The sequence below is a fragment of the Allomesorhizobium camelthorni genome (genome assembly GCF_011045125.1).
GTDB classification, from domain to species: domain Bacteria; phylum Pseudomonadota; class Alphaproteobacteria; order Rhizobiales; family Rhizobiaceae; genus Allomesorhizobium; species Allomesorhizobium camelthorni.
This window is the reverse complement of sequence record NZ_JAAKZF010000063.1, coordinates 23,132-29,356: the sequence shown is the minus strand read 5'-3', so window position 1 is coordinate 29,356 and position 6,225 is coordinate 23,132. Positions and strand designations below refer to the sequence as shown.

The window sequence follows — 6,225 nt, the reverse complement described above, 5'->3', positions numbered from 1 at the left end:
TAGAAATCGCAAGAGAGGGGCATCATCGCAACAAGGCAGACCGCCAAAAGCGCAATCTTACTGCCTAATCTCAATGGTGCCATTATCCTTCAGAAATGTTTCAGGGTCTTGGATAAAGCTACATTGAGAACTGCTTAGCTTTATAATCTTCTCTCTAAAGTTCGGAAATTTATTATCTACATCGCCATTGAATCTCTCTATATGGACTTCTCCGGCTTTAATGCCAATCCAGTTTCGCTTTTCTGTCGCGGCCTGAGTTGAGACGGATAGAGGTATCCCGATGCCGTACCACAATCCAGCGAGTTCAATCGCAGTGACATATTGGCCGCGCGCGTTATCTATTTCCTCCATTTCCCATATTTCGCTTGTCGTCTGAAACCGAACATTCTTCGTCACCATTTCATAGAGTATTTTCGCTTCTCGGCGCGTCTGCCACAATCGCTCGATCGATATTTCGTTCGGATAATCTCCGGCCGTGCTGTAAATCCCATCGTACCAATCGAGCATGCGAGCTATACGGCGAATACTGAGATCATCATCCTTTTGAGGCCAGTCGATCGTTCCCAGGCTAACTGTGCCACGTGCGTCCTCGTAGATCAGTTGGGCGGGTGAATCGAGTAGGCGCCTCATAAACCGATATTCATCGATAAAAGTTTGCGAACTTGCGATATCACTTTTTGATGGCTTTAAAGTAACGTTCAGCAATTTTTTTATGTATTTTATTTGAACATAGCCGGCAGACCATTGAAAGAGCAACGTCGGCTCTACTCCAACCTCGCCCCCGGGCACACCTACGACCTTCACCAAGGCGGCAAACGGAGTCGTTCCGTCGGATTCCACTATAGCCAGCCGCCCTGACCCGACCGGCTCGGGTGTAATGAAAACAGTGCCCTTTTCGAAGCCATGGAAGAGATCTGGCGCTGGGAGGCCAATTGCGAATCGGAACTCCTCAGCGTGCGCATGCGCTACCTTGAGTTCTCGCAGACCCAAAAATCCATCGGTAAGTTCTTGCTGATCCGCAGCCTCGAAAGTCATTTTCATAGTGTAGCGATGTTCGTCAAAACCTAGTGTTTTTACTTGCTCACGTTTCTTAAGAGCGTAAGCTTCCATCGTAGGAATCCCAAGCTTATCAAGTTCTTGAAGCAATACCTCTTTTTCGATTTGAAGCTTGCGAGCTCCCGGAATCGGAATGCTGATTGTCGCTTTATGAAGGCGCTGATTGCCACGTTTATACTCCATCCTAAGTCGCCGCAAAACCTTGGCAATCACATCGTCAATTATGTGAATGAAAACCATATGATCCAACCGGTCTGTGCTTTTGTCATATGAAAAAACACAGATAACGGTTGGGCAGGCTTCCTTTATAAGTCTCTCGGCCGAACTCAAGGATATCGAGACCGAACGCGATCCCTTACCAACTGTCTTAACTTGGAAAATATATTTTTTAGGCTCTCCGCGCTTATCATACGATACAAAATTATTTATTTTATCCAATGGGTGCTCAACGACGAAGTCTTTTCCAGTTCGGTCCACTGTAAACTTGTTGCAGAATAGCTTTGCGTCATTGCAAAGTAAATCGAAGCGTGACTCGCCGAGACGTCCTATTCGATCACTTTCCTCGCCATCCTCGGCCGTTCGGCCCATCGCTTTTGTGTCTTTTCGTTTCATTTATCCTCCTCTTTTGCAGCGCCACCGCTGCCGCCAATCTCGGACGGTGGCGATTCGCGGCGAGGGTCGATGCCATCGTTATCTCCCCCTTGGCGGGGGAAAAAGGATTTTCACGATCTTAGCGGAGCGTTTCAGCGACGCTAAGTCGTAGAAAATCCAAGAGAGGGGGTCGCTCGTCTGGGCAAACATTCCCCTCTCTTGCGATTTCTAACACTTAGCCTGCGCCTTCGGCTTGCCTAAGATGTTGAAATCGCTTTCTCTCCCGCAAGGGGAGAGATATCGCGGCGTCAGCCTTTCCGCTAATCTCGAACGCCGGCGGTTTGAAGCGGGGTCGATACCGGCGCTATCTCCCTCTGGGCGGGGGAGAAAGCAAAGAGAGGGTACTTCAACAATGCGCCAGGCCGTCCCGCCGCAGCATCGCACCTTCGCGCGAAAGATGCGCGCCGATTCGACCAAGGCCGAGAACGTTCTGTGGCAGGCGCTGCGCAACAAGCAAATCGAAGGACTGAAGTTCAAACGCCAGGTTCCGCTTGACGGATATATCCTCGACTTCATTTGCTTCGAGGCGCGGCTGATCGTTGAGGTCGACGGCGGCCAGCATGCGGAATCCGCGCGCGATGCGGAAAGGGACCGTCATTTCGAGGCGGCGGGCTTTCGCGTGCTGCGCTTCTGGAACGACGATGTGCTGAAGGGCATCGACGGCGTTTGCCTGACGATCCTGTGCGAGGCGCAGGGGAGGTTGGGAGAAGGATAAAATCCCCTCTCTTGCGTTTTCCAAGCACTTGCTCGGGGACAAGCCCTCTCGCAAGTGCAGGAAAACGCTTTCTCCCCCGCAAGGGGGAGATAACGCGGGGCATTATCGCCGCATTCCTGAAAAACGTGGAAAGAATATCGCGAGCGTCGCCGCACGCTCTATCTCCCCCCATGCGGGGGAGAAAGCGATTTCAACGTCTTAGCCGAGTTCTTCACGAGGCTAAGCGTTAGAAATCGCAAGAGAGGGGATTTCTTGCATCCAATGCTCCTGGCAAACGCCGCCCCCTTCACCCGTACCACTTGCCCTGCACCACCTTCACCTCGGCTGCGCTTTCCGCCACCTTGGCGGCGAAGGCCTCGGGATCGCTGCCCTTGTAGTGGTAGGGATAAACCACCGCCGGCTTGAACTCGGCGACCGCCGAGCTCGCTTGGTCGATGTCCATGGTGAAGGGCAGGTTCATCGGCACGAAGGCGATGTCGATCTCCTTCAGCGCGCGCATCTCGGGAATGTCCTCGGTGTCGCCGGCGATGTAGACACGGCGTCCGTCGACGGTCAGCACATAGCCGTTGTCGCGGCCCTGCGGATGGTATTTCTTGCGGTCCTCGGTGGTGTTATAGGCCGGGATCGCCTCGATCTCGATCGCGCCGACCGTGGTCTTCTCGCCATTGGCGATCGCGGTCGCCTTCTCCTTCAACTCGGCCGGCAGCATTTCCATCACGGCGGGGTTCGCCAGCAGCTTGGTGTCGGCGCCGACCAGCGCGGCCAGCGTCTCCGGGTCGAAATGGTCCTGGTGCTCATGCGTGATCAGCACCAGCCCGGCCGCCGGCTGGCCGTCATAGAGCGCCTTGCCGCCCACCGGGTCGTTGTAGATCACCAGCCCCGGCACGCTCATCACGAAGCTCGCATGGCTGACCGGGCTGACGACGATCTCGCCGCCGTCGGTCTTGTAGCTGTCGCCCTGGCCTTGCGCTCGGGCCGTGAACGGCATGAAAACCGTGGCCCCCAAGCCTGCGAGGCCCGCCGCCCCGGCGAGCTGCAGCGTGTCGCGTCGCGAAAATTGCATGGCGAAACCTCCTTCATCCAAATGCGGCCTACCCTGCCGCGGCGTCAGCCTTCAGGCTAGGCGAAACAGCGTCTCGGGCAAACCGCTCGCGCGAACGTGAGCGCCGCGTGATCGGAGGCCTATCCTCCCCTGCGCAGCGGGGGAGGGGGACCACGCGAAGCGTGGTGGAGGGGGCGGGCCTCGCTCCAAGCTTGCCCCTGTCAGCATGTGTCAGGAATGTTTTCCTTGGTTTTATCCACACCCTCCGCCTCTCCCGCATAATTGCAGCCGTCCTTCCTGCCGGGAACGCTCCGGAGTCGTTCGAAAGCGGGGAAGGATCGGCGCTTCCGTTCCATGGCCGACGAAGCCATGGGGCCGGAGAGGCTCCGTCCAAGGGTTCCCCTCGGGACACTACGGTCCCGGCGTGCTGGAGGAGCACACAGGCCCCGAAAGCCGCAAGGTTTTAAGGGCGCAGCGGAACGGGCGGGGACAGAAATCGCCGGCGGGGCGCAAAAGTCGCGCCACGTATTTAGTTTCGGAAGGCTCGGCCAAGCGCCCCGCTTCCCGGACCACACCTTCGACCTCACCCTGAGCTTGTCGAAGGGTCGAAGGGTCAATAGCCAGGGCGGCAACGCAGCGTGGCAAAGGAGAAGCGTATGCCGGGGACAGTTTACTTTCTTTCCGCAGGAAGGCGGCGGCAGTTGTGAGTTCGCGCGGGCGGAAAAAAGTAAACTGTCCCCTGCGGCAAGCCCCGCCACCGCCCCCAACTCTTTGCAACTGGCTGTCATCTGGCGCATAGTCGAACCATGGCAAAAGCAAAAAACCAGAAACCCGATTACGAAAAAATGCTGCGCAAGGCGGGCGTCAGGATCACCCGTCCGCGCCGCATTATTCTGGGCATATTGTCGGACGCCGGCGACCATCCCGACGCGCTCGAAATCTTTCGCCGCGCCGTCGCCGTCGACGGCAGCATTTCGCTCTCCACCGTCTATCGCACCATGAAGCTGATGGAGGGCATGGGCGCCATCCACCGCCACGCCTTCGAGGGCGGGCCGTCGCGCTTCGAGCAGGCCGGCGGCGACCATCACGACCACCTGATCGACATTGAAAGCGGCGACGTCATCGAGTTCAAATCCGACCGCATCGAGCAGCTGCAGGACGAAATCGCGAAAAAACTCGGCTACGACATCGTGCACCACCGGCTCGAACTCTACGGCCGCAAGCGCCGCACCGGTTGACGAGGCGCGGCCCGCGCGTCAATCATCGCCGCCGCAATCACGAGGGAGCCATAAAATGCAGGAAGCCGAAATCGGCCTGATCGGGCTCGGCGTCATGGGCTCCAATCTGGCGCTCAACATCGCCGAAAAGGGCCACCGCATCGCGGTGTTCAACCGCACCCATGCCCGTACCGAAACCTTCGCCGCATCCGCCGGCAGCCTGCGCGGCATGGTGGTGCCCTGCGCGTCGATCGAGGAACTCGCGGCCGCCATCCAGCCGCCGCGCCCGGTCATCATCATGGTGCAGGCCGGCCAGCCGGTCGACGAGCAGATCGCATTGCTGCGCGGCGTGCTGTCTTCGGGCGACATCATCATCGACGCCGGCAACGCCAATTTCCGCGATACGGTGCGGCGCTTTTCCGAGCTCGAAGGCTCGGGGCTGACCTTCATCGGCATGGGCGTTTCGGGCGGCGAGGAGGGCGCGCGCCACGGCCCGTCGATCATGGTCGGCGGCACGCCGGAATCTTATGCGCGCGTCGAAAAAATCCTCACCGACATTTCGGCCAAGTACGAAGGCGAGCCCTGCGCGGCCTGGCTCGGTACGGGCGGCGCCGGGCATTTCGTCAAAACCATCCACAACGGCATCGAATATGCCGACATGCAGATGATCGCCGAGATCTACGGCATATTGCGCGACGGGCTCGGCATGCCGGCCAAGGAGATCGGCGCGGTGTTTTCCGGCTGGAACCGCGGCCGGCTGAATTCGTACCTGATCGAGATCACCGCCGAAGTGCTCGCCGCCGACGATCCGCAGACCGGGCAGCCCATGGTCGACATCATCCTCGACCGCGCCGGCCAGAAGGGCACCGGCAAATGGTCGGTCATCGAGGCGCAGACGCTCGGCGTGTCGGCCACCGCGATCGAGGCCGCCGTCTCGGCGCGCATCTTGTCGTCGATCAAGACCGAGCGCGAGGCGGCTGAGCGCGTTTACGGCGCGGGCGGCGGTTCGGCCTTCGCTGGCGACCGTGAGGCGGTGCTGCGCGATCTCGAACTCGCTTTGCTCGCCGGCAAGATCGCGGCCTACGCTCAAGGGTTCGCCGTCATGGACGCTGCGTCGAAGGAGTTCGGCTGGAACCTGCCGCTGCCGACGATCGCGAAAATCTGGCGCGCCGGCTGCATCATCCGCTCGCAATTCCTCGGCGCGATCGCCGAGGCCTTTGCAGGCGGCGCGGTGTCCAACCTTCTGATGACGCCGGCCTTCGTCGGCATGATGAAGGAGGCGCATCCTTCGCTGAGAAGCATCGTGGCGCGCGCCTCCGAATCCGGCCTGCCCGTGCCCGCCCTGTCCTCGGCGCTCGCCTATTTCGACCTTTACCGCCAGGGCCGCGGCACCTCGAACCTGATCCAGGCGCAGCGCGACTTCTTCGGCGCGCACGGTTTCGAACGCATCGACGCCGCCGGCGCGCATCACGGCCCGTGGGGAAATAATAAGGCAGTAGGGGATTAGGAAACGACATGGGGAAATAAGACTTGCGGGTGGTCGT

Annotated in this window: 5 protein-coding genes; 3 read left to right on the top strand and 2 right to left on the bottom strand. The window is 59.1% G+C overall.

The genetic code is table 11. From position 1 onward, the window contains the following. Positions 1-57: 57 nt before the first annotated feature. A complete protein-coding gene (locus G6N73_RS27130) occupies positions 58-1,668 on the bottom strand; it encodes a hypothetical protein (protein WP_165033085.1) in 1,611 nt (536 codons plus the stop codon). A gap of 391 nt (positions 1,669-2,059) precedes the next feature. On the opposite strand from G6N73_RS27130, the gene G6N73_RS27125 reads away from it, so the two are divergent. Further along, a complete protein-coding gene (locus tag G6N73_RS27125; RefSeq protein WP_165033084.1) occupies positions 2,060-2,422 on the top strand; it encodes an endonuclease domain-containing protein in 363 nt (120 codons plus the stop codon). A gap of 286 nt (positions 2,423-2,708) precedes the next feature. Here G6N73_RS27125 and G6N73_RS27120 read toward each other — a convergent pair whose 3' ends face one another. Beyond that, positions 2,709-3,485: an MBL fold metallo-hydrolase gene (locus G6N73_RS27120; RefSeq protein WP_165033083.1), complete on the bottom strand. Its 777-nt coding sequence runs from the start codon at positions 3,483-3,485 to the stop codon at positions 2,709-2,711. Between the two features lie 785 nt (positions 3,486-4,270). On the opposite strand from G6N73_RS27120, the gene G6N73_RS27115 reads away from it, so the two are divergent. Both G6N73_RS27115 and gndA read left to right on the top strand, forming a co-directional pair. After that, the gene (locus tag G6N73_RS27115) at positions 4,271-4,702 is read left to right on the top strand and encodes a Fur family transcriptional regulator (protein WP_165033082.1); all 432 of its coding nucleotides are present in this window, start codon (positions 4,271-4,273) and stop codon (positions 4,700-4,702) included. A gap of 55 nt (positions 4,703-4,757) precedes the next feature. Further along, complete coding sequence (gene gndA, locus G6N73_RS27110) at positions 4,758-6,188, top strand: NADP-dependent phosphogluconate dehydrogenase (RefSeq protein WP_165033081.1); 1,431 nt, start codon at positions 4,758-4,760, stop codon at positions 6,186-6,188. Positions 6,189-6,225 lie beyond the last annotated feature (37 nt).

Bases quoted from the DNA above. Each gene is read 5' to 3' on its own strand.
- G6N73_RS27125 (WP_165033084.1), top strand. From the start codon at position 2,060: ATGCGCCAGGCCGTCCCGCCGCAGCATCGCACCTTCGCGCGAAAGATG.
- G6N73_RS27120 (WP_165033083.1), bottom strand. From the start codon at position 3,485: ATGCAATTTTCGCGACGCGACACGCTGCAGCTCGCCGGGGCGGCGGGC.
- gndA (WP_165033081.1), top strand. From the start codon at position 4,758: ATGCAGGAAGCCGAAATCGGCCTGATCGGGCTCGGCGTCATGGGCTCC.
- G6N73_RS27115 (WP_165033082.1), top strand. From the start codon at position 4,271: ATGGCAAAAGCAAAAAACCAGAAACCCGATTACGAAAAAATGCTGCGC.
- G6N73_RS27130 (WP_165033085.1), bottom strand. From the start codon at position 1,668: ATGAAACGAAAAGACACAAAAGCGATGGGCCGAACGGCCGAGGATGGC.